Origin of the sequence: Rhodococcus sp. BP-316 (assembly GCF_019836105.1) — a bacterium.
GTDB lineage: Bacteria > Actinomycetota > Actinomycetes > Mycobacteriales > Mycobacteriaceae > Rhodococcoides.
In genome coordinates, this window is the sequence record NZ_JABUEE010000002.1 from 130,901 (window position 1) to 151,258 (window position 20,358).

Annotated in this window: 22 protein-coding genes; 7 read left to right on the forward strand and 15 right to left on the reverse strand. The window is 68.3% G+C overall.

The features are described from left to right. Window positions 1–16 precede the first annotated feature (16 nt). From HQ312_RS03950 to HQ312_RS03965, 4 genes are all read right to left on the reverse strand, one after another. Window positions 17–376 carry an NADH-quinone oxidoreductase subunit A gene (locus tag HQ312_RS03950; RefSeq protein ID WP_027506038.1) on the reverse strand — a complete coding sequence of 120 codons (360 nt, stop codon included), beginning with the start codon at window positions 374–376 and terminating at the stop codon, window positions 17–19. A 178-nt stretch (window positions 377–554) separates the two neighbouring features. Further along, entirely contained in the window at window positions 555–947 is a 393-nt protein-coding gene (locus tag HQ312_RS03955; RefSeq protein WP_222637882.1) for a hypothetical protein, read from the reverse strand. An 87-nt stretch (window positions 948–1,034) separates the two neighbouring features. Beyond that, complete coding sequence (locus tag HQ312_RS03960) at window positions 1,035–1,664, reverse strand: MSMEG_1061 family FMN-dependent PPOX-type flavoprotein (protein WP_308123786.1); 630 nt, start codon at window positions 1,662–1,664, stop codon at window positions 1,035–1,037. Further along, window positions 1,661–2,611: a ring-cleaving dioxygenase gene (locus HQ312_RS03965; protein WP_222637883.1), complete on the reverse strand. Its 951-nt coding sequence runs from the start codon at window positions 2,609–2,611 to the stop codon at window positions 1,661–1,663. The genes HQ312_RS03960 and HQ312_RS03965 overlap by 4 nt, the downstream gene beginning before the upstream one ends. A gap of 48 nt (window positions 2,612–2,659) precedes the next feature. On the opposite strand from HQ312_RS03965, the gene HQ312_RS03970 reads away from it, so the two are divergent. After that, the gene (locus tag HQ312_RS03970) at window positions 2,660–3,574 is read left to right on the forward strand and encodes a DUF5996 family protein (RefSeq protein WP_222637884.1); all 915 of its coding nucleotides are present in this window, start codon (window positions 2,660–2,662) and stop codon (window positions 3,572–3,574) included. Here HQ312_RS03970 and HQ312_RS03975 read toward each other — a convergent pair. The 6 genes from HQ312_RS03975 to HQ312_RS04000 form a co-directional block, all read right to left on the reverse strand. After that, window positions 3,550–4,344, reverse strand: coding sequence for an SDR family NAD(P)-dependent oxidoreductase (locus HQ312_RS03975; protein WP_222637885.1), 795 nt, complete (start codon window positions 4,342–4,344; stop codon window positions 3,550–3,552). The genes HQ312_RS03970 and HQ312_RS03975 overlap by 25 nt on opposite strands. Window positions 4,345–4,358: 14 nt before the next feature. After that, entirely contained in the window at window positions 4,359–4,796 is a 438-nt protein-coding gene (locus HQ312_RS03980; RefSeq protein ID WP_027506044.1) for a GNAT family N-acetyltransferase, read from the reverse strand. 7 nt (window positions 4,797–4,803) lie between these two features. Beyond that, a complete protein-coding gene (locus HQ312_RS03985; RefSeq protein WP_222637886.1) occupies window positions 4,804–6,045 on the reverse strand; it encodes a dihydrolipoamide acetyltransferase family protein in 1,242 nt (413 codons plus the stop codon). Window positions 6,046–6,193: 148 nt separating this feature from the next. Continuing rightward, entirely contained in the window at window positions 6,194–7,036 is an 843-nt protein-coding gene (locus HQ312_RS03990) for an SGNH/GDSL hydrolase family protein (RefSeq protein WP_222632346.1), read from the reverse strand. 10 nt (window positions 7,037–7,046) lie between these two features. Continuing rightward, window positions 7,047–7,850, reverse strand: coding sequence for a hypothetical protein (locus HQ312_RS03995; protein WP_222638121.1), 804 nt, complete (start codon window positions 7,848–7,850; stop codon window positions 7,047–7,049). Beyond that, window positions 7,844–8,932, reverse strand: a complete 1,089-nt coding sequence (locus HQ312_RS04000) for a PLP-dependent cysteine synthase family protein (protein WP_222637887.1) — start codon at window positions 8,930–8,932, stop codon at window positions 7,844–7,846. Before HQ312_RS04000 ends, HQ312_RS03995 begins: the two co-directional genes overlap by 7 nt. A gap of 90 nt (window positions 8,933–9,022) precedes the next feature. Here HQ312_RS04000 and HQ312_RS04005 point away from each other — a divergent pair, with 90 nt between their 5' ends. Continuing rightward, window positions 9,023–10,063, forward strand: a complete 1,041-nt coding sequence (locus HQ312_RS04005; protein ID WP_222637888.1) for a type III polyketide synthase — start codon at window positions 9,023–9,025, stop codon at window positions 10,061–10,063. Between the two features lie 34 nt (window positions 10,064–10,097). On the opposite strand, the gene HQ312_RS04010 is transcribed toward HQ312_RS04005, so the two are convergent. Continuing rightward, on the reverse strand, window positions 10,098–11,717 hold the full coding sequence (locus HQ312_RS04010; protein ID WP_261782036.1) for an AMP-binding protein: 1,620 nt from the start codon (window positions 11,715–11,717) through the stop codon (window positions 10,098–10,100). Between the two features lie 147 nt (window positions 11,718–11,864). Here HQ312_RS04010 and HQ312_RS04015 point away from each other — a divergent pair, with 147 nt between their 5' ends. After that, window positions 11,865–13,103 carry an APC family permease gene (locus HQ312_RS04015; protein WP_222637890.1) on the forward strand — a complete coding sequence of 413 codons (1,239 nt, stop codon included), beginning with the start codon at window positions 11,865–11,867 and terminating at the stop codon, window positions 13,101–13,103. A 19-nt stretch (window positions 13,104–13,122) separates the two neighbouring features. Here the strand turns inward: HQ312_RS04015 and HQ312_RS04020 are convergent, their stop codons facing one another. Then, the gene (locus HQ312_RS04020) at window positions 13,123–13,491 is read right to left on the reverse strand and encodes an Lsr2 family protein (RefSeq protein WP_027506050.1); all 369 of its coding nucleotides are present in this window, start codon (window positions 13,489–13,491) and stop codon (window positions 13,123–13,125) included. 292 nt (window positions 13,492–13,783) lie between these two features. Between HQ312_RS04020 and HQ312_RS04025 the strand changes: the two genes are divergently transcribed. Both HQ312_RS04025 and HQ312_RS04030 read left to right on the forward strand, forming a co-directional pair. Continuing rightward, window positions 13,784–14,776, forward strand: a complete 993-nt coding sequence (locus HQ312_RS04025; RefSeq protein ID WP_222637891.1) for an LLM class flavin-dependent oxidoreductase — start codon at window positions 13,784–13,786, stop codon at window positions 14,774–14,776. Between the two features lie 107 nt (window positions 14,777–14,883). Continuing rightward, window positions 14,884–15,309 (forward strand): VOC family protein, encoded by a 426-nt coding sequence (locus HQ312_RS04030; protein ID WP_222637892.1) that lies wholly within the window; start codon window positions 14,884–14,886, stop codon window positions 15,307–15,309. 21 nt (window positions 15,310–15,330) lie between these two features. Here HQ312_RS04030 and HQ312_RS04035 read toward each other — a convergent pair whose 3' ends face one another. Beyond that, window positions 15,331–16,311, reverse strand: a complete 981-nt coding sequence (locus HQ312_RS04035) for a sigma-70 family RNA polymerase sigma factor (protein WP_056441007.1) — start codon at window positions 16,309–16,311, stop codon at window positions 15,331–15,333. 91 nt (window positions 16,312–16,402) lie between these two features. On the opposite strand from HQ312_RS04035, the gene HQ312_RS04040 reads away from it, so the two are divergent. After that, window positions 16,403–16,813, forward strand: a complete 411-nt coding sequence (locus tag HQ312_RS04040; RefSeq protein WP_027506054.1) for a DoxX family protein — start codon at window positions 16,403–16,405, stop codon at window positions 16,811–16,813. A gap of 1 nt (window position 16,814) precedes the next feature. Here HQ312_RS04040 and HQ312_RS04045 read toward each other — a convergent pair whose 3' ends face one another. Together HQ312_RS04045 and HQ312_RS04050 are read right to left on the reverse strand one after the other, a co-directional pair. Continuing rightward, window positions 16,815–19,049 (reverse strand): heavy metal translocating P-type ATPase, encoded by a 2,235-nt coding sequence (locus HQ312_RS04045; protein WP_308123787.1) that lies wholly within the window; start codon window positions 19,047–19,049, stop codon window positions 16,815–16,817. Next, entirely contained in the window at window positions 19,046–19,255 is a 210-nt protein-coding gene (locus HQ312_RS04050) for a heavy-metal-associated domain-containing protein (protein WP_222637893.1), read from the reverse strand. Before HQ312_RS04050 ends, HQ312_RS04045 begins: the two co-directional genes overlap by 4 nt. Before the next feature lie 148 nt (window positions 19,256–19,403). Here HQ312_RS04050 and HQ312_RS04055 point away from each other — a divergent pair, with 148 nt between their 5' ends. Continuing rightward, a complete protein-coding gene (locus tag HQ312_RS04055) occupies window positions 19,404–20,327 on the forward strand; it encodes a phosphodiesterase (protein WP_222637894.1) in 924 nt (307 codons plus the stop codon). Window positions 20,328–20,358: the final 31 nt, after the last annotated feature.

Consider the following 20,358-nt stretch of genomic DNA (forward strand, 5'->3'; position numbering starts at 1 on the left):
TTCCACGGCGAGTGGATCAGTCCCAGCTGAGACCTCCACGACGCCACTCGTATGCGTAGGCGACGGAAACGTTGACGATGAACAGGGCCATCGCGGCGAGACCGAACACACCCAGTGCCTCGAAGTGCACAGCCCACGGGTACAGGAACACGATCTCGATGTCGAAGATGATGAAAAGCATTGCGGTGAGGTAGAACTTGACCGGAAAGCGACCGCCGCCGATGTGCTGCGGGGTGGGCTCGACGCCACATTCGTACGCGTCGAGCTTGGCGCGGTTGTATCGCTTCGGTCCCACTTCCGATGCCACGAGGACCGAGAACAGCGCGAAGGCGACCGCGATCGCGCCGAGGACGAGGACCGGCACATATGCGTTCATGCCACTCGAACTCCTGCCCGTGTCGTGGGTTCCGACCGGAACCGCCTTACGCCTCGAGGTGATCTGTGCCACACAGTAGGACTTTTTCGTCGCGATGGGTCCGGTTTGGTGACTCGGGCTCACAATCGTCGCGAATCGGTGATCCCCCGGCGTCGCGGATCGGAGATCCGGCGGGACCTCAGGCAGGGTCGCGGAGCAGTCCCACCACGGCGCGGCCGAGTTCGAGTGGGTCGATGGGGTGCGACACCGACGCGTCGGCACGCGACCAGGTGGCCAACCACGCGTCGTCGGGGCGGCCGGTGAGCACGAGAAGTGGTGGACACGGGTCGATCTCGTCGCGCAGTTGCTTCGCGAGGCCCATCCCGCCGACGGGAGCGCTCTCACCGTCGAGGATCACGAGATCGACACCGCCGCGATCCAGGTGCTCGATCACGACGGGCGCCGTCGCCACGTCGAGATACTCGATCTCGGGCAGGCCGGGGTGCGGGCGACGGCCCAGCGCCTGGTGGACGAGCGCCCGCGTGGACGCGTGGCTGCTGTAGATCAGCACCGACAACGTTGCGTCCGCCACGGGTGGGACGTTACCCAGTGCGCTTCGCGCCCGTGCGCCTTTTGCGTATGCCTGGATGCGCAAAAGGCGCACAGGCGCGGAGCGCATCTACGACCGGTACAGCGACTCCTCGTATGCCGGCCCGTAGTACGCCCGCAGTTCCTCGAGCGATTCCGGCGAGTCGGGGATCAGCGTCTTGGAGATCTCTGCGACCGTCGGCAGCACCGACGGATTCCAGGTGTCCGGCTCCCACAGCCGTGACCGCAGGAACGCCTTGGCGCAGTGATGGAAGACCTGCTCGATGTCGACGACGAGCGCGAGGATCGGGCGGTGTCCCTTGACCACGAGGTCGTCGAAGAACGGCGCGTCGGAGATCAACCGCGCGCGGCCGTTGATGCGCAGCGTGTCCCCGCGTCCGGGAACCAGGAAGTCGAGACCCACGAACGGGTTGCTCAGCACGTTGCGGTACCCGTCCATCCGCTTGTTGCCGGGCCGTTCCGCCAGCGCGATGGTGGCGTCGTCGAGGACGTGCACCAACGAGCCGGGCGGGTCTCCCTTCGGCCCGACGTCGCACCGTCCGGTCTCGTCGGCGGTGGCCACCAGGCAGAACGGCGAGGCCGCGAGGAAGTCGCGGTCGAGCGGATGCAGCCGGGGGCGATCCTTGTGGGCGGCGCGGAAGCTCGGCGTGCCGAACATCGCCGTCAGCGTCTCGCCGTCGGTCACCTGTGTCCACGTCACGACGCGTCACCCACCGGGAGTGCCGGGAGATTCTGCTCGATCTGCTCCCGCGTCGGCTCGAGCCACGGCGGCAGCTTCAACGAGCGCCCGAGTTCGAGCAGTGGCTCGTCGACGTCGAATCCCGGCGCCTCGGTCGCGATCTCGAACAGCACGCCGCCCGGCTCCCGGAAGTAGATCGACTGGAAGTACTGCCGGTCCAGGATCTCGGTGACGTGCGCGCCGCTGTCGACCAGCTCGGTGCGCCAGGCGGTGAGCGTCTCGTGGTCGGGCGCACGGAAGGCGACGTGGTGAACGGTGCCGCCTGCCTGCAGACCACGGTCGCTGCGGTCGGTGACGACGTCGACCAGCGCGCCCGCGCCGCCCGCGGCCATGGCGAACCGCGCGCTCGCGGCACCGTCCGCGGCGACGGTCATGCTCATCCGGTCGGTGAGCAGCTCGGCTGTCGCGTCGAGTGTCGTCTCGGTGAGGGTGACCGAGTGCAGTCCGCGCACCGCGTGTTCGGTGGGCACCGATGCCACGCCGTCCCAGCCGGAGCGGGTGTCCCCGTCGGAGGCGATCAGGTCGAGGACCATGCCGTCGTGGTCGTACAGGCGCAGGACCTCGTCGTCGCCGCGGGTCACCGGCGCCTCGACGCGCACGTTCAGCTCCCGGAGCCGGTCGTGCCAGAAGGACAGCGACGAGCCCGGAACGCTGAACGCTGTCGAGGTCGCGAGTCCGGTTCCCTGTCGTCCGCGCTCGACGTCCTTCCACGGGAAGAAGGTGATGAGCGACGACGGGCTACCGTGCTCGTCCCCGTAATACAGGTGGTAGGTGCCGGGGTCGTCGAAGTTGACGGTCTGCTTCACCAACCGCAGGCCGAGCACGCGCGTGTAGAACTCCACGTTCCGGCCGGGGTCCGACGCGATGGCGGTGACGTGGTGAAGACCGAGAGGGGCGAGTGTCGTCATGGGACCATCGTCCTACGTGTGCGCCGATATCTCCGTGAAAGGGATGCAGTGACCGAAACGAACGATGCCTGGCCGGAACTCGTCGTGGACTCGTGGCAGGACACCCGCGACACCGTGCACATGTGGACGCAGATAGTCGGCAAGGTGCGCATGGCTCTGGCGCCACCGCTCAACCACTGGTGGGGCGTGACGTCCTACGTCGATGCGTCCGGACTCACCACCTCGCTCATGCCGTACCGCGGCGGCGGAGTCGAGATCCGCTTCGACTTCCTCCGACACCGGCTGACCATCGAGACCACGTGGGGCGACGCACGCGAGATGGAGTTGCGGCCGCGCACGGTCGCGGACTTCCACGACGAGTTCTTCGCCCACCTCGAGGCGCTCGGGGTCCACGTCTCGATCATGGGCTCCCCCGTCGAGGTCGACCCGTCGATTCCGTTCGCCGAGGACACCGTGCATTCCAGCTACGACGCCGAAGCGATGACGCGATACTGGCGCTCGCTGGTGTCGGCTCATCGGGTGTTCTCCGCGTTCCGCGGCGGGTTCCGCGGGAAGTCCAGTCCGTCCCACTTCTTCTGGGGGGCCTTCGACCTGGCTGTGACCCGGTTCTCGGGTCGCCCCGCGGCGCAGCATCCGGGCGGGGTGCCCAACTGCCCCGACTGGGTGATGCACGAGGCCTACAACGAGGAGGTGTCGAGCGCCGGGTACTGGCCCGGCGGGGCGTCGGAGGGCATCTTCTACTCGTACGCCTACCCGCAACCCGACGGGTTCGACACCGCGGTCGTCGAGCCGGCGCAGGCGTACTTCGATCGCGATCTCGGCGAGTTCGTGCTCCCCTACTCGGCGGTGCGTGAGGCCGAGGACGGCGATGCCCTGCTGCGGGAGTTCCTCGAGAGCACTGCACGCATCGCCGCGGACCTCGCGGAGTGGCCCGACGGTCAGGGCAGGATCGAGTCCACGTAGCCGCCGTCGACTCGCAGTGCGCCGCCCGTGGTGGCCGACGCGAGAGGTGAACTGAGGTAGACCACCATGTTGGCGATCTCCTCGGGCTCGATGAGTCGCTGGATCAGGCTCTGCGGGCGGTACTTCACCATGAACTCGTGCTGCGCCTCGGCCCATGGCAACTCGTCGCCCACCAGATCGCGGACGAAGGTCTCGACACCTCCCGTGTGTGTCGGTCCGGCGATGACGGAGTTGACGGTCACGCCCGAGCCGGCCGCCTCCTTCGCGAAGCCGCGCGACACCGCGAGCAGCGCGGTCTTGGACATGCCGTAATGGATCATCTCGGCCGGAATCACGACGGCCGAGTCGCTGGCGATCGACAGGACCCGTCCCCAGCCCCGGTCCTTCATACCCGGAAGGTAGGCGCGGATCAGACGCACGGCGGCGAGGACGTTGACCTCGAAATAGCGGCGCCACTCGTCGTCGTCGATCTCCAGAGCCGGTGTGGCGCCGAAGATTCCGAGATTGTTCACCAGGACGTCGACATCGGGGTGTGCCTGCACCAGGGCGCGTGTGCCGTCCTCCGTGCTGACGTCCGCCGGGGCCGCGACGACCGTCGCGTCGGGTACCTCCGCGGTGAGATGGTCGAGTGCCGCACCGACGGACGCGTCGGACCGGCCGTTGATCAGCACGGTCGCTCCCGCTCGGGCGAGGCCGACGGCGATGGCGTAGCCGATGCCCTGCGTGGAACCCGTGACGAGGGCTGTCCGGCCGCTCAGATCGATCTGCATGTGTCCTCCTGGTGTCAGGTACGGGTCAGCAGCATCGGCAGGTGGTCTATTCCTGCCTCCAGATAGTTCGGCCCGGTGCGCACGAAGCCGAGGCGCACGTACCACTCCTCCAGGTAGGCCTGGGCGGAGATCGCGACGTCGGTGCCCGCGAACTCGATCGCCGCCCGCACCAGGTCGGCGGCCAGCCCACGTCCGCGTGCCGCCGACGCCGTGGCGACGCGGCCGATGTGGGCCGGCACCTCGTCCTGCAACACCCGCAGTGTCGCGAGCACGTCGCCGTTCGGCTCCTCCGACCAGAACAAGGTGGTCGTGGGTTCGAGATCGCGCCCGTCGATCTCCTGCTCGCCGACGATGCCCTGCTCGTGAATGAACACCTCGGTGCGCAACTGCAAGACGCGGTACAGCGCAACGGGATCGACGTCTCGAACGGTGGCGTGATGGATGCTGGTCACCGCACCACTATCCCAGGGCCGCGAACCCCACCGGATCCGAGAGCAGGGTCGCGACGGTGGACAGGAACTTGGAGCCCTGTTCGCCGTCGACGAGCCGGTGGTCGAACGACAGACTGAGGGTCGTGACGTGTCGCAGCGCGATCTCCCCGCGGTACTCCCACGGCTGACGCCGGACGGCCCCGAAGCACAGGATGGCGGCCTCGCCGGGCGTGAGGATCGGGGTGCCCGAATCGATGCCGAACACGCCGATGTTGGTGATCGTGATGGTCCCGTCGGCGAGCTCCGCCGGACCGGTCTTCCCCTCCTTGGCGACGGCGGTGAGCGCGGACAGTGACGAGCACAGGTCGCGGAATCCGAGGGTCTGCGCGTTCTTGATGTTGGGAACCATCAGCCCGCGCGGTGTCGCCGCGGCGATACCGAGGTTCACGTACTTCTTGGTGACGATCTCGTTCGCCGCCTCGTCCCATGACGAGTTGAGGCTCGGGTGCTCCCGGACGGCGATGAGCAGGGCCTTCGCGACGAGAGCGAGCGGCGTCACGCGGACACCGGCCAGCAGTGGGCTCGCCTTCAGCTCGTCGAGCAACTCCATCATCGGTGTGACGTCGACGGTGACGAACTCGGTGACGTGCGGCGCGGTGAACGCGCTGCGCACCATGGCCTCGGCGGTGTGCTTGCGGACGCCCTTGATCGGCGTGCGCTCCTCGTCCGCGTGCGGCGCGGAGGAGACGGCCAGGTCGTCGCGGGTCACGTTGCCGTGCGGTCCCGTCGGGGCCACGGTCGCGAGGTCGATACCGCGCTCACGCGCTTCCTTGCGTACCGGCGGCGCGGCCAGGGGCCGACGACTCGATGTCTCCTCCGCGACGCCGTAGCCGACGAGGACGGGCGTCCGCGTCGGCGCGGCCTCGACCGTCTCGGACTCCGCCTTCTCGACCGACGGCTCGGGACGCGCGTCGGCTGCCGCCTCGTCGGCGGTCTCGGGCGAGGCCGGACCGGTCGTCGCCGGACCCGCCACCTCGATGTCGAGGAACGGTGCGCCCACGTCGATGGTGGTGCCCTCCTCGGCGTGCCGCGCCACGACCACGCCGGCATAGGGAGACGGCAGTTCGACGGACGCCTTCGCGGTCTCGACCTCGGCGATGGTCTGGTTGAGCGTGATGGTGTCGCCGACGTCGACCGACCAGGTGAGCAGCTCGGCGTCGGCGAGCCCCTCGCCGAGGTCCGGCAGCAGGAATGTCTTGACCGTGGACATGGCGGATGCTCCTCGTGAGTGCACTCGTGAACGCTGTGTGTCAGGTCACACAATCACCACACCGCACAGTGCGCAAGAGACGGTCGACCGAGTGAGCACGATGACCAACGGCGGCGGTCGAGCGAGGCAGTCGGTCGTGCACCGTGCGTCAGCGCAGTGCAGCCACGATCTCGCGCGCGGTGTTCTGGTGACTCGCCGCCGTGGGGTGCAGCGGCACCACCGCGTCCGGAGACGTCGGCACCGCGCCGACCATCCAGCTGTCGGCGGCGCACACGTCGTGGTCACGGGTGGTCGGCGCGAGGTCGACGAACGTGGCGTCGTGCGCGGCGGCGGCGCGACTCATCACCGAGTTGAGCTGATCGATGCGGGCCTGTAGGTAGGTCGCGTCCGCGGGCCGCACGGGCTGCGAGTCGAGGCAGCCGCCGGGCCGGATGCCGGTGGGATACCCGACCATCACCACCTGCGCGGCCGGCGCCCGGCGGGCGATCTCGTCGAGGATCGTGTCGTACGTCGCGGCGAACGCGTCGATACGGTCGCTGTAGGTGTCCGGACGATCGGAGCACGACGGCGTCAGAGGAGCCGGGAGCACGCTGATACAGCCCGCCGCGAGCTGAACCAACTGGATGTCGTTGCCGCCGATTCCCAGGGTGACGAGCGTGGTGTCCGGACCGAGCGCGTCGAACTGCGGTGCGGCGACTCCGCCGCCGAGCCCGGTCTGCGGTCCCGCGAGGTTCTCGCTCTCCGCGGCGCCGCACGTCACGTCGCGCACCGTGTCGATGCCGAGTTCGCGAGCGACGAGCGTGGGGTAGTTCACCGCGGACCGGCCGCAGATCCCGGACGGTGTCTGCGGTGCGATTCCGCTGCCGGCGGAGAACGAATCACCCAGTGCGACATACGCACCGGGTGCCGGCGCGGCGGCCGCGGGAGCGGCGGACAGAGTGATCGCGGCGGCGGCAGCCGCCACTGCGACGACGAGTCGGCGTGTCGACATGGGCGCAGTCCTAGTCGGCGTCGTTCGATGCTTCCGACTCCGCGACGTCGGGTGCGTTCTCCCGCGTCGCCATACCGCCGGCGCCGCCCTGATCGGCGGGTCCGGGTCGGCCGCCCTTGGGCTCGTCGGTGGAGTCGTTCGTCGTCGTCTTCTCGGCCATGGACTCAGCGTAAACGGCCGTGGCGCCGTCGGACGTCGAAAGGTCGGGACCGGGTGCGCGCATCCCCACCGCCGCCAGTTCGAGCGCCGCGAGCGAGCGGACCACGTCGGGGTCGCCCGCGCGCCAGGCGCCGGCAGGATCGGGATGGATGTGCGTCAGTTCCGTCAGCGGTCGCCGTGCGAGAGCACGCAGCGCGAAGAGGTCGAGGTCGGCGCCGGACCGGAGAAGCGCCGCCGCGGCGGTGGCCTGCCGGGCGAAGCGGATCCGCCGCGGGAGCCACAGGAGCAGCAGCGCGACGATGGGGAGCAGGGCGACGGTGACACCGAGGAACGACGCCAGCGCCTCGACCGCCGCGACCTGCGCCTCACCTGCGCCGCGCAGTGCGGCGCCGGCGTCCCCGGCCCGGTCGAACGGTGTGCGGACGTCGTCACCGATGAGTGGGACGGAGGACACCCGTTCGCCCGCGGACCGGAGGTTGTTCTCCAGTCCGCTTCCGGCGTCGGCGATCTCGCGTCCGGGCGCCGCCAACGCCATCACCGCGTCGTGCAGCGCCAGGCCCACCCGGATCCAGACCACGGTCCACACCGCGACCACCACGTCGGCGACCACCTGGCGGGTCCGGCGGGCGGGCAGCTCCGAGTAGAGGGTCAGCACACGGACTCCGACCAGACGCCTGTCGCGAGGAAGTGGTCGATGCAGGCGCGGTGTGCGTCGAGGTTCATGCCGTGGCTTCTCACCCAGGCGTCGTCGTAGTAGGTGCCCTCGTAGCGCTCTCCGCCGTCGCACAGCAGCGTGACGATGCTCCCCTGCTCTCCGCGAGCCTTCATGTCCGCTGCCAACCGGAACGCGCCGACGAGGTTGGTCCCGGTCGATCCACCGGCGTGCAGGCCCGTCACCTGGTCGAGCATGCGGACGGCCGCCACCGAGGCGGCGTCGGGGATCCGCACCATGTGCTCGATGACGGCGGGGACGAACGACGGCTCGACGCGGGGCCGACCGATTCCCTCGATGCGCGATCCGGTGCCGACGGCGTCGCGGGTGTCGTCGCGCCACGCCTCGAAGAACGCGGATCCCTCGGGGTCGACGACGCACACCCGGGTGGGCACGCGCCGGTAGCGGCAGTACCGGCCGATGGTCGCGCTGGTGCCACCGGTGCCGGCGCCGACCACCACCCAGGTGGGGACGGGGAACCGTTCGAGGGCCATCTGATCGAAGATGGAGGCGGCGATGCTGTTGTTGCCACGCCAGTCGGTGACCACCGACGCATTGGTGAACTGGTCGAGATACAGCCAGTCCTTCTGCGCACCCAGTTCCTCCGCGACGTCGTACACGGCACCCGAGTGCTCGACGAGGCGACAGATGCCGCCGTAGCGCTCGATCAGCGCGATCTTCGTCGGGCTGGTGGTGGCCGGCATGACCGCGACGAACTCGAGGCCGATGAGCCGGGCGAAGTACGCCTCCGACACGGCGGTCGACCCGGACGACGCCTCGACGAGCGTGGTGCGGGGCCCGATGTCCCCGTTGGCCAGGCCGAAGAGGAAGAGCGACCGTGCGAGCCGATGCTTGAGCGATCCGGTGGGGTGGACCGACTCGTCCTTGAGGTAGAGATCGATGCCCCACTCGGCCGGCAGTGGGAAGGGATGCAGATGAGTGTCCGCGCTGCGGTTCGCGTCGGCCTCGACGATGCGCAGAGCGTTCTCCACCCAGGAACGGTCCTCGATTCTCATGACGGTCATTCTGTCCGACGCGCGGACCCGCTCGGTGGTTGACTGCGGTGGTCAGGGGGAACTCGACCTGTCGAGCCCCCACCTTCACGAGAGGCACCTGTGACGATCGCATACATCAATGCCATCTCGACCGCCGTTCCCGAGCACGACGTCCACGACGACTTCGTCGCCTACGCCGACAGCACGTTCACGCTGCGACGTAAGCAATTGCTGTTCCGCCGCATGGCGGATCGCGCGCAGATCTCGCACCGGTGGTCCGCGTTCCCGTCCATCGCCAGTTTCTACGGCGACGATCCCAACGCCGTCGACACGCAGGCGCGGATGCAGGAGTTCGAGCGCACCGCTCCCGGACTCGCCGTTCGTGCCGTCGACGGGCTCGGCCTCGGCGAAACGGCAGGGGCCATCACCCATCTCATCGTCCTGACATGTACCGGGTTCTACACTCCGGGAATCGATTTCGAGATCATGAAGCAGTGCGGCGTGCCCACCACGGCAGAGCGCACCCAGGTCGGCTTCATGGGCTGCTTCGCCGGCATCAACGGTCTCAAGCTCGCCCACCACATCGTGCGCTCCGAGCCCGCCGCGAAGGTGCTCGTGGTCAGCGTCGAACTGTGCTCGCTGCACATGCAGCAGACCGACGATCTCGAGACGATGCTGTCGTTCCTGGTGTTCGGCGACGGCGCCGCGGCCGTGCTGGTCACTGCCGAGTCCACCGGTCTGGCCATGGACTCCTTCCAGGCCCTCATGATCGAGGACTCCCGCGACCTCATCACCTGGCGCATCGGCGGCATGGGGTTCGACATGGTGCTCTCCGGCAAGGTGCCGGGCTCGTTGTCACGCGCGTTGGACGAGACCACGATGAAGACGGTGCTCTCGGGGGCGGAGACGTCGTCGATCGACCTGTGGGCCGTGCATCCCGGTGGTCGCTCGATCCTCGACGCGGTGGAGGGCGCGCTGCACCTCGACGCAGACGCTCTGACGTCGTCGCGCCGCGTGCTCGAGAACTACGGCAACATGTCGTCGGCCACCGTGCTGTTCGTGCTCGCGGACATGCTCGAGCGGGGTGACACCGGGTCGGGATGCGCGATGGCGTTCGGCCCCGGACTCACCGCCGAGACCATGCTGTTCCACGCAGCCTGATCACCCCAGCCGTTCGATCGACCCAGCCGTTCCGTCAATCCAGCAGGCGCGTGGCTTCCTCGCGTAGTTCGATCTTGCGGATCTTGCCGGTCACGGTCATGGGGAAGGCATCCATGACGCGCAGGTAGCGCGGGATCTTGTATCGCGCGATGCGGCCGTCGCAGTAGGCCAGGAGATCGTCGACGGTCATGGCCGCCGCGCCCTCACGCAGACGGACGCAGGCCATCAGTTCCTCGCCGTACTTGTCGTCGGGCACACCGATGACCTGGGCGTCCAGGATGTCGGGGTGGGAGTACAGGAACTCCTCGATCTCACGGGGGTAGATGTTCTCGCCGCCGCGGATCACCATGTCCTTGATGCGCCCGGTGATGGCGACGTAGCCGTCGTCGTCCATGGTGCCGATGTCGCCCGTGTGCATCCAGTGCTCGGAATCGAGTGCCTCGGCGGTCTTCTCGGGGTCGTCCCAGTAACCGAGCATCACGGAGTACCCCCGTGTGCACAGTTCACCGGGCTCTCCGCGGGGAACCGTCTCCCCGGTGACGGGGTCGACGATCTTCACCTCGAGATGCGGTCCGACTCGTCCGACCGTGGACACGCGCTGCTCGATCGTGTCGTCGGAGCGGGTCTGCAGTGACACCGGGGACGTCTCGGTCATCCCGTAACAGATGGAGACCTCCGCCATTCCCATGACGTCGATGACCTGCTTCATCACCTCGGTGGGACAGGGTGATCCGGCCATGATGCCCGTGCGCAGCGACCGAAGATCGTGCTCCGCCAGGTCGGGAACGGCCAGTTCCGCGATGAACATGGTGGGAACTCCGTAGAGCGAGGTGCACCGCTCGGCGGAGACCGCGGCCAGTGTCGCTGCCGGATCGAACAACGGCCCCGGGATCACCATGGTCGAACCGTGCGAGGTGCAGGCGAGGTTTCCCATCACCATCCCGAAGCAGTGATAGAACGGCACGGGAATGCAGACACTGTCCGCCTCGGTGTAATGGCAGAGCTCGCCGACGAAGTAGCCGTTGTTCAGAATGTTGCGGTGGCTCAGCGTCGCGCCCTTGGGGAATCCCGTGGTGCCGGAGGTGTACTGGATGTTGATGGCGTCGTCGGGACCGAGTTCGGCACTGCGCCGGTCGAGTTCGTCCACATCGACGGACTCACCGTCGGTGACGAGGTCGCTCCAGTCGTCGGTGCCGAGGTACACGACGTGGGCCAGATCGGTGCACTCGCCGCGCACGGCGTCGATCATCGAGGCGTAGTCCGAGGTGCCGTGCGCCCGGACCGCCACCAGCATGGTGGCGCCGGACTGGTCGAGCACGTACTGCAGCTCGTGCGCACGGTAGGCAGGGTTGATGGTCACCAGCACCGCGCCGATCTTCGCGGTGGCGTACTGGACGATGGTCCACTCCGGGCAGTTCGGTGCCCAGATCCCCACGCGATCCCCGCGACGGATTCCGCGCGCGAGCAGGCCGCGGGCGAGATCGTCGACGTCGGATCGCAACTCGTCGTACGTCCACCGGCGACCGGACGCGACGTCCACGAGAGCGTCCGACGAGCCCACCCGCGCGGCGGTGCGATCGAAGTTCCGTCCGATCGTCTCGTCGAGCAGCGGCGTGTCGGTCGGGCCGGACGAGTAGGAAGTCTGCGGTGACAAAGTCGCTCCTCGAGGCTCGGGTACCTCCGCGACGCTAATCCATGGGACGGCCGCCCGTCTGCGGTTTCCCCGATTTCGGTTAATCATGATTCATCGAAGTGGCGGTGGTTTCGTTCGGCGTTCACCGGGGGTCCCTATGCTTCGTCGATGCCGCTGCAACGACGACTGACCACGCGCGACGCCGTCGTCATCGGCGTGGGGTCGATGGTCGGCGCCGGGGTGTTCTCCGCCTTCGGCCCGGCCGCGGCGGCCGCGGGTGGCGGGCTGCTGGTCGGGCTCGCCGTCGCCGCCGTCGTGGCGTTCTGCAACGCGACGTCGACTGCCCAGCTCGCCGCGGTGCACCCCACGTCCGGCGGCGCCTACGCCTACGGGCGAGCGCGACTCGGTGACCGGTGGGGCTTCCTGGCGGGCTGGAGCTTCGTGGTCGGCAAGACCGCGAGTTGTGCCGCCATGGCCCTGACGTTCGGCGCGTACGCGTGGCCCGAGCACGCACGGGCGCTCGCCGTGATCGCGGTGGTGGCGCTGGCGGCGGTCAACTGCCTGGGCATCACCCGCACCGCGTCGGTCACGCGCGTGCTCGTGGCGGTGGTGCTCGTCGTGCTCGTCGCGGCACTGATCGTCGGTGCGACCGGCTCGTCCACCGTGACGGGCGCCGGGTTCTCGGCGACCTCGGGTCCGGTGGGCGTTCTGCAGTCCGCGGGGATCCTGTTCTTCGCCTTCGCTGGGTACGCGCGCATCGCGACGCTCGGAGAGGAGGTGCGGGACCCGGCGCGCACCATCCCGCGCGCCGTGGTCGGCGCCCTCGCGTGCGCGGTCGTGATCTACGCGGCCGTCGCAGTGATGCTGCTGCACGTTCTCGGGGCGGACGCACTCGCGCGCTCGACGGCTCCGGTGGCCGCGGCAATGGACGCGGTCGGGGCACACTGGGCGGGCCCGGTGGTGCGCGTCGGGGCATCGGCCGCGGCTCTCGGAGCCCTGCTGGGACTGATCGCGGGGATCGGCCGCACCACGATGGCGATGGCGCGGGAAGGGGACATGCCGCGATACCTCGCGCACGTCGACGAGCGCCGCTCGGTTCCGCGCGCCGCGGAGATCACCGTGGCCGCCGTGGTGGTCGTCGTGGTTCTCACGCTCGACGTGCGGAACGCGATCGGATTCTCGTCGTTCGGAGTTCTCGTCTATTACGCCGTGGCCAATGCCGCGGCATTCACGCAGACCGGTTCCGATCGCCGGTGGCCGCGGGCACTGCAGATGCTCGGGCTCTGCGGCTGCGTCCTGCTGGCGGTCACACTGCCCGCGGCGGCGGTGGTGGTCGGAATCGGGGTTCTGTCGGCAGGGTCGGCCGGACGGTGGATGCTGCAGCGCCGGCGCGCACTGCGGTCATGACATCACTACTGCCCTGACGTCACTGGGCGGAGTTGTACGCCTCTTCGACCTCGGCCGGAATACGTCCGCGGCTCGAGACCGTGTACCCGTTCTGATTCGCCCACTCGCGAATGGCTCTGGTCTGCAGAGGATCTCGCGGAGACGAGCCGACCTGCGTCGCCGTTCCGGTCGCCTTCTTCGCCGTGGCCTTCTTGCCACGTGACGACACCTTCGTGGCGTGCTCGGCCCAGTAATCGAGTTGCTTGCGGAACTCCTTGGCATTCTTCACACCGAGGTCGATCTCGTACTCCACACCGTCGACCGAGAAACCGATGGTCTCCCCTTTACCCGATTTGATGGGTGCGCCGTCGATATCGTCGACCAATTCCACGAAGACCTGTTTCGCCATGACGCTGTGGTTCCTTTCGATGATGAGTTCCCCGACCGAACCGGACATGGATTCATCGAGCCGTCGTCGACTCGTGGGTCCGACCACCATCGCGGTTCTTCCGCCAGAGTTTATCCATCTCGAAGCCCGATTAGCGAGTCACCGCCAATTCCGGTTCGATGTCGTGTACTCGTGCCGGTCCTTCGATACCGCACGGTTCGGTCGTTCGAGGTCACGCGGCTCGGGAAATATTCTCCGCCGGGCGGGCGTTCGCACCTGAGAAGTCTTCTTTTTCTCGAAAGGGTGAACGCACGTGGCCGTACCACTGTCCGTACTCGATCTCGCACAGGTCGGCGTAGGTGAAACTCCTCGAAGCAGTTTCGATGCCAGTGTCGCGTTGGCCCGCCTCGCGGAGGAGAGCGGATATCGGCGAGTCTGGTACGCGGAGCACCACAACATGCCCTCCATCGCGTCCTCGGCGACGTCGGTCCTCATCGCACACGTGGCCGCGCACACCTCGTCCATTCGTCTCGGATCGGGTGGAGTGATGTTGCCGAACCATTCTCCGCTGACCATTGCCGAGCAATTCGGAACGCTGGCCACACTCCATCCGGACCGTATCGATCTCGGTCTCGGCAGAGCGCCGGGATCCGATCAGACCACCATGCGTGCGCTGCGCCGTGACCCGTCGTCGGCCGATTCCTTCCCGCAGGACGTTCTCGAACTCCAGGGCTACCTGTCGGGTTCGAGTCGGGTTCCGGGAGTACAGGCAGTGCCGGGCGCGGGAACCGATGTGCCGCTCTACATTTTGGGATCCTCGCTCTTCGGTGCTCAGCTCGCAGCACATCTCGGCCTTCCGTATGCCAACGCGTCGCACTTCTCTCCCGACTCGCTCGAGGAGGCCGTGGCCGTCTATCGGGACACGTTCGAGCCGTCCGCACAGCTCGCCGAGCCCTACGTCATCGCCGCCGTCAACGCGACGGTCGCACCGACGTCCGCTCGCGCGCACGAGCTGTTCACGGCCGGTCTGCGGCGCCGGGTGGTGCAGATGGTGGGACGCGGCCGTTCCTTCTCCGAGGAGGAGGTCGACATGATCATGGACTCTCCCGCGGGCCGACAGATTCAGGAAATGGTGAAGTACTCGGCCGTCGGAACGCCGGCGGAGGCGTCGGACTACATCGATCGTTTCGCCGCGCACGCCCGGGCGGACGAGGTCATCGTCGCCAGCGGTATCGACGACACCGACGAGCGACTGCTCTCCTACCGCCTGCTCGCCGAGCAGCATCTGCACGCCACCGCGGCCTGACGCCGCACGACCGACACCGCCCGAGCGATGACTTTTCCGCCCGGGCGGTGTCGGTAGTGGTGAGTGGCTCTGACGCCGGGGCCGACGACACCACACCAGGAGACACCATGTCCGGCATGATCTTCGTCAACACCTTCGTCCAGGACGTCGCCGCGAGCCGCGCGTTCTTCACGTCGCTGGGATTCTCTTTCAACGACACCTTCAGCGATGAGAACACCGCGTGCCTGATCGTCAACGAGCAGGCCGTCGTGATGCTGCTGAACGTCCCGCGCTTCAAAGATTTCATCCGCGACGACGTCGCGGACCTCTCCACCTCGCGCGAGATGCTGCTGGCCGTGTCGGCCGACAGCAAGGAGGCCGTCGACGCCATGGCCGACGCGGCGCTCGCCGCGGGCGGCAGTGACTGGATGGATCCGCAGGACCACAGCTTCATGTACGGGCGGTCGTTCCGCGACCTCGACGGTCACGTGTGGGAAGTGACCTGGATGGACCCGGCCGTCGCCTCGGGCGAGGCCACGCCTCCCGACATGTGAGCCGCGGCTGGTGACCCGGGCTCAGCCCGGGTACACCGGTGGCAGTCCGAACCGATCGAACAGCGTGAGATCGAAGAAGCACGCCACATGCGCGACGCGGGCGTCGATGATCTCGAGGACGTGCAGCTGGAACGGACGGTGTACCCCGTCCTCTCCGAGCATGTAGAGGCCGAAGGCCGGCTGCCCGTTGGCGGTGGTCGCCATCATCCGCATCGATTCGGGGCCGGTCGCGGGGCACTTCGTCGAGATGAGGGCGCCGATGTCGGCCGGGCCGCGGTACCACCCGGTGAACGGCGGCATCTCCCAGACCGCCTCTGCGGCGAAGAGTTTCACGATGCCGTCGATGTCGTACGTCTCGAATCCCTCGACGTAGCGTCGCAACAACTCTCGCGTCTCCGGTGACTCCGGCTCGGACACGGAGTTCTCGTCGGGCATGATCGCCTCGATCTGGCCGCGCGCACGTTGCAGCAGGCTGTTGACTGCAGCAGTGGAGGTGCCGAGCAGTTCGGCCACCTCGGACGCCTTCCACTGCAACACCTCTCGGAGTACGAGGACGGCTCGCTGCCGGGCGGACAGATGCTGCAACGCGGCCACGAACGCGAGCCGCACCGATTCACGCGAGCCGATCAGCGATGCCGGGTCGTCGTCCACCGGATCGCCGAACGGCGGCGCCGGCTCGAGCCACGCGATCTCGTGGCGCTCGACCAGCTCGTCCGACGGATCGGACGACGGCGTACCCAGCCCCGACGGCATCGGTCGGCGCTTGCGGCCCTCGAGCGAGGTGAGGCAGGTGTTCGTGGCGATGCGGTAGAGCCACGTGCGCAGCGACGAGTCGCCCTTGAAGTTCGCGTACCCCTTCCACCCTCGGACCAGGGTGTCCTGCACCAGATCCTCCGCGTCGTGGATGGATCCGGTCATGCGGTAACAGTGCGCGAGGAGCTCGCGGCGGTACGGTTCCGCGAGAGTCATGAAGTCGTTGCCGAGCTCCTGCGTCGCAGTCATGCGAGGAGGATAGTCCTCGCAGGAACGACTCGCCGAGGAAAATTTCGGGGCTTCGTGATGAGTTTCCGTGGCGTACGCGGTCGACAGTCACATGACCACACACCTCACCCGCGCCACCACCACCGCACCGTCCCGCGGAGCCGTTCGAGCAGGATGGATCGTCAGCGCGCTGGTGGTCGTCTTCATGCTGTTCGACGCCGTGATCCATCTGCTGAACCTGGACGTCGTGAAGGACGCGTCCGCCGAACTCGGACTCCCCGTCGACATGGCCCCGAAGATCGGCGTCGTCTGCCTCGTGATCGTGACCCTGTACGTGATTCCGCGGACCGCGCCGCTGGGTGCCGTCCTGTTGACCGGCTACCTCGGTGGAGCGGTGATCACGAACTGGCGCACCGACCAGCCACTCGTCAGCACGGTGTTCTTCGCGATCTACGTCGGCATCGCCGCGTGGCTCGGACTCTGGCTGCGTGACGGCCGAGTCCGAGCCCTGCTCGCAGGCTGAGTCACACCACCGAGGACCGGAAGGATCGGAGCCGCAGGCTGTTGGTGACGACGAAGACCGACGACAGCGCCATCGCGGCACCGGCCAGCATGGGGTTGAGCAGTCCGGCGGCCGCGAGCGGGATCGCCGCGACGTTGTAGGCGAAGGCCCAGAAGAGATTGACCTTGATGGTGCGGAGGGTCGCGCGCGAGAGGCGCACCGCGTCGACCGCGACGCGCAGATCTCCCCGCACCAGCGTGAGGTCGCCGGCCTCGATCGCGACGTCGGTGCCCGTGCCCATCGAGAGTCCGAGGTCCGACGTCGCCAGTGCCGCAGCATCGTTGACGCCGTCACCGACCATGGCGACGACCTTGCCCGACGCCTGCAGCTCGCGGATCGCGTCCACCTTCTGCTCCGGCAGCACACCGGCGATGACGGTGTCGATACCGACCGAGGCGGCTACCGTGCGGGCTGCGGACTCGTTGTCACCGGTGAGCATGATCGGATCGAGACCCAGTGCGCGGAGCTCCGAGACCGCCTGCGCGGACGTCTCCTTCACGGTGTCGGAGACCGCGATGACGGCGCGGGCCTCGTCGTCCCACCCGACGACCACCGCGGTGGCCCCGGTGGCCTCGGCGTCCTCGAAGGCCGTCTGCAGAGCGCTGGGCAGTGCGCCGCCCACCAGGCCGGGGCGTCCGACGACCACGCGGTGGCCGTCGACTGTCGCGGTCACACCGCGTCCCGCCGTGGTGGTGAAGTCGGTGGCCGCGACGGGCTCTCCGTGCGCGGTCCGGTACGCGTCGACGATCGCGCGGGCGACCGGGTGCTCGGAACCGGACTCCGCCGCCGCGGCGAACCGCAGCGCGTCGTCGCGAGCGTCTCCCACGACGGACTGCACGCTCATGACACTGCTGGTGATGGTGCCCGTCTTGTCCAGCACGATGGTGTTCACGCGGCGGGTGCGCTCGAGCACCTCGGGTCCCTTGATGAGGACGCCGAGTTGGGCGCCGCGTCCGGTGCCCACCATCAGGGCTGTCGGAGTGGCCAGGCCCAGCGCGCACGGGCACGCGATGATGAGGACCGCGACGGATGCGGTGAACGCGGCGGACCAGCTGCCGCTGACGAGGACCCAGCCCAGCAGGGTGGCCAGGGCGAGACCGATCACGACGGGGACGAAGACGCCCGAGATGCGGTCGGCCAGGCGCTGCGCCTCGGCCTTGCCGTTCTGCGCGTCCTCCACGATGCGGGCCATGCGCGCGAGCTGCGTGTCCGCGCCCACGCGGTCGGCGACGACGGTGAGCGCGCCACCCACGTTGACGGTCCCGCCCGTGACCGTGGCGCCCGGACCGACCTCCACGGGGATGGACTCACCGGAGATCATCGAGGCGTCGACGGCGGACGTGCCGCTCTCGACGGTGCCGTCGGCGGCAATCTTCTCGCCCGGCCGGACGACGATGCGGTCTCCGACCACGAGCTCGTCGGCGGGCACGCTGACCTCACTGCCGTTGCGCAGCACGGTCGCGTTCCTGGAGCCGACCTCGAGCAACGCACGCAGAGCGGCGCCGGCACTGCGCTTGGACCGCGCTTCCAGATACCGACCGGCGAGCAGGAACGTCGTGACGCCGGCCGCCGCCTCGAGATAGATGTTCGCGCTGCCGTCGCCACGCGAGACGGTGAACTCGAAGGCGTGGCGCATGCCGGGCATGCCCGCGTGGCCGAAGAAGAGCGCGTACAGCGACCAGCCGAAGGCGGCCAGCGTGCCCACCGACACGAGCGTGTCCATGGTGGTCGCGCCGTGCCGCGCAGTGGTGACGGCGGCGCGGTGGAACGGCAGTCCGCCCCACACGACGACGGGCGCGGCGAGGGTGAGCGAGAGCCACTGCCAGTTGTCGAACTGCAGCGGCGGGATCATCGCCATCGCGATGACGGGAACGGACAGCAGCGTCGACACGAGCAGACGCGTGCGCAGGGGATCGGACTCGGCTGCGGCGGCATCGGACTCGGCTGCGGGAGGGCCGGCCGGTCGGTGGGGTTCGTGCACGGTCGCGGTGTAGCCGGCCTTCTCGACGGTGCCGATGAGATCCCCGGTCTCGACGGTCGCGTCCGTGGCGATGCTCGCCTTCTCGGTGGCGTAGTTGACCGTCGCGGTCACACCGTCGAGGCGGTTGAGCTTCTTCTCGATGCGATTGGCGCACGACGCGCAGGTCATGCCGCCGATGTCGAGCTGGATGTTCGCGGCCTTCTCCCCGGTGGTCACGGCTGAGCCAGCTCGTACCCGGCCTCGTCCACCGCGGCTGCGAGGGCAGCGTCGTCGACGGGTGTGTCGGACTCGACATCGACGCGTCCGGACTCGAGGTCGACGTGGACCGAGGTGACTCCCTGCAGGGCGCTCACCTCCTCCGTCACCGCTGCGACGCAGTGCTGGCAGGTCATTCCGAGGACGGTGACAGTCTTCGTGGTCATGAGAACTACCATACCCCCCTACGGTATGCCGTCAACCCCGTGTCGCCCGGCGTTCGGCGGCTCGACACCTCCTGTGGTTAGTGTGGACGAGCCCGGTACACACAGGGTGACCGAGCTCCGATCCGGGAGCACTGGGAAGCGAGAACTCATGGAGCCAGTCGAGCAGACCTGGCGCACCGCCGAGCATCCACGGCCGGACCATTTCCTCCTGCACATCAGTGACACGCACCTGGTCGGCGCCGGCGAGTTGTACGACGCGGTCGACAGCGAGGCGCGTCTTCGCCAGATCTTCGCGGAGCTCGAGGCGACGGGTGCCCGGCCGGAGGCTCTGGTGTTCACGGGTGATCTCGCGGACAAGGGCGAGCCCGACGCGTACGACTCGTTGCGCGCGCTGGTCGATCCGGTCGCCGCAGCACTGGGGTCCGAGGTGATCTGGGCGATGGGCAACCACGACGACCGAGCGGCGTTCCGTCGCGGCCTGCTCGACGAGCGCGGATCGACCGAGCCCGTGGACAGGGTCTACGACATCGGTGGGCTGCGAGTCATCACGTTGGACTCGACCGTCCCCGGCCACCACTACGGCCAGATCTCCGAGGAACAGTTGCGGTGGCTCGCAGCAGAACTGGCGATGCCGGCGCCGGACGGCACAGTGCTCGCGCTGCACCATCCGCCGGTTCCCTGCGTGCAAGATCTCGCGGTGTTGGTGGAACTCCGCGACCAGGACTCGCTCGCGGAGGTGCTCGCGGGCAGCGACGTGCGGGCGATCCTCGCGGGCCACCTGCACTACTCCACGTCCGCGACCTTCGCCGGAATCCCGGTGTCGGTGGCGTCGGCCACCTGCTACACGCAGGACCTCAACGTTCCGGTGGGTGCGCAACGCGGGCGCGACGGGGCGCAGGCCTACAACTTGGTGCATCTGTACCAGGACACGGTGGTCCACTCGGTGGTGCCCATCGGGACGGGCGACACCGTCGGCACCTACGTGTCGGCCGACGAGGCCGCCCAGCGCCTGCACGATGCCGGCGTCGTCATCGCCGACGCTCCCCAGAAGGCGATCAGCCGGCAGTCGTAGCTGTGGCGATCAGCCGGCAGTCGTAGCTGTG